1 protein-coding gene and 1 pseudogene are annotated in these 1718 nt (G+C 49.2%); both read left to right on the top strand.

From position 1 onward, the window contains the following. Positions 1 to 422 (top strand): annotated as a pseudogene (locus tag WBV75_RS08255) (cell envelope biogenesis protein OmpA); the annotation flags it as partial. 108 nt (positions 423 to 530) lie between these two features. Next, a partial coding sequence (locus WBV75_RS08250) for a PorP/SprF family type IX secretion system membrane protein (RefSeq protein WP_424120156.1) occupies positions 531 to 1718 on the top strand: 1188 nt, incomplete at its 3' end.

The following is a 1718-nucleotide window of genomic DNA, read 5'->3' as shown; positions in this document are numbered from 1 at the left end:
ATGGAAGTCTTGGAGTGGCACAGAATCTCGGGGAAAAGGTAAACACTCCTAAAAATGACCTCTATCCCCAGATATTGGATAATGAAATGTTGTTTTTCGCCTCAGAAGGACATAAAGGATACGGAGGGCTCGATCTGTTTGCCGTTCAGGTGGCTTCCAAAAAAGTAGGTCTTGCCGTCAATGTGGGCAGTCCCTTTAACAGCCGTAAGGATGACTTTGCCATGAATCTGATGCAGGAAAAGGGCCGGGCCCTGGTGATGTCTAACCGGGCTACTTCGGATGAAATCGTACAACAGGTTGTCTTTAGCTACGGCGATACTGAGAACAGCCGTCTGGCGGACAACGGGGATTACCGCTTTTTGGAACTTCGACCTTTGGAAACCCCTACGGGGTATACCAACACGGTTTTTGAAGAGTACTAGGACAGGCCGCTTTTTACCAAGCCCGTATCTGGTCAAACGAAAAACAACCCCTTAACGGGAAGCTCTGAAACCTTTTTACAATTAGATCTTTCCAAAAACCGCAACCCGATGAAAACCCGAACGCAAACATATCCGATCCTTCTGGGCATACTAGTATTTTTTGTACTGAGTATTCCCCAGGAACTGCAATCCCAGGAGGATGCGAGCCCGGAAAACTTCCGGGTTAAAAGTCCTTTTCACAATCAGTTGTTTTTTAACCGGTTTCTGATCAACCCAACATTTTCCCTGGTCCGCGAAAACAAGTCCTATTTAAACATCATGCACCGCAACCAGTACGCTACGTTTGAAGATAATATCCAGAATTACTATCTCGGATTTTCAAATAAGATGAATGAGCGTACGGCACTGGGAATTGGCGTTTATGGACAGTGGGAGGGTGTGGTACAGGAATTCGGATTCAATGCGAATTACGCGACCTCTGTAAGACTTGGGGAGAAGACCAAATTGGCTTTCGGAACCAACCTTACCTATATTAGTCAGGGGTTGGACCGCAACCGAATTGTCGCTCCCGTGGATGATCCGCTCTTGCAGGAAAGCAGCAAACAGAACCAGATTGCGATACAACCCGGGATGGCACTGACCGTGGGGAGGTTCGATGTGGGCCTATACGCCACGAATCTCATCCGCTATAACCAAACTACTAATGAACTTCTGACGGGTTTCAGCACGGATAACCTCCGGGCTTCGCTTCAATACACACATTATCTCTCAGCCACATCCGGATTCTTTGAGGGCGGCCGGATTATGCCTTTGGTGCAGGCGGGGACAGATGGATTGGACCGGTTCGCGTATATCGGTTCACTTTTGCTGGACCTGCCCGAGTACGGCTGGTTGCAAACCACCTTTGACCCGACCTATGGCCTTTCTATGGGATTGGGCGTAAACCTGAGTCAGCGACTTTCTATGGGATATCTGATGGAGAAAGATCTCTCCGAAACCGGCGGGAATTTAGGCTGGAACCACGAGATCTCCCTGGCTTATTCCATTCGGGATGATAAAAATGGCGGGCACGAAGGATTGGTGGAGACCAGTACGGACAAGCGAATAGATGATATTGTCCGGAATTATGAAGAGCAAATCCTGGAACTCCGCGCGGAAGCCGGGGGAGCGGACGCCGCAGCAGCCACACTCGCCTTGGAGAACAGGATGATCCTAGATGAGCTTATCTGGCGGCAGGATTCCATAGAGAATGCCAGGAACGATCAACTCGAGCGTAAATTCGAAACCCTGGTACGC

It is taken from the genome of Robiginitalea sp. (genome assembly GCF_049588695.1).
GTDB lineage: Bacteria > Bacteroidota > Bacteroidia > Flavobacteriales > Flavobacteriaceae > Robiginitalea.
This window is presented reverse-complemented; position numbering and strand designations above follow the sequence as displayed.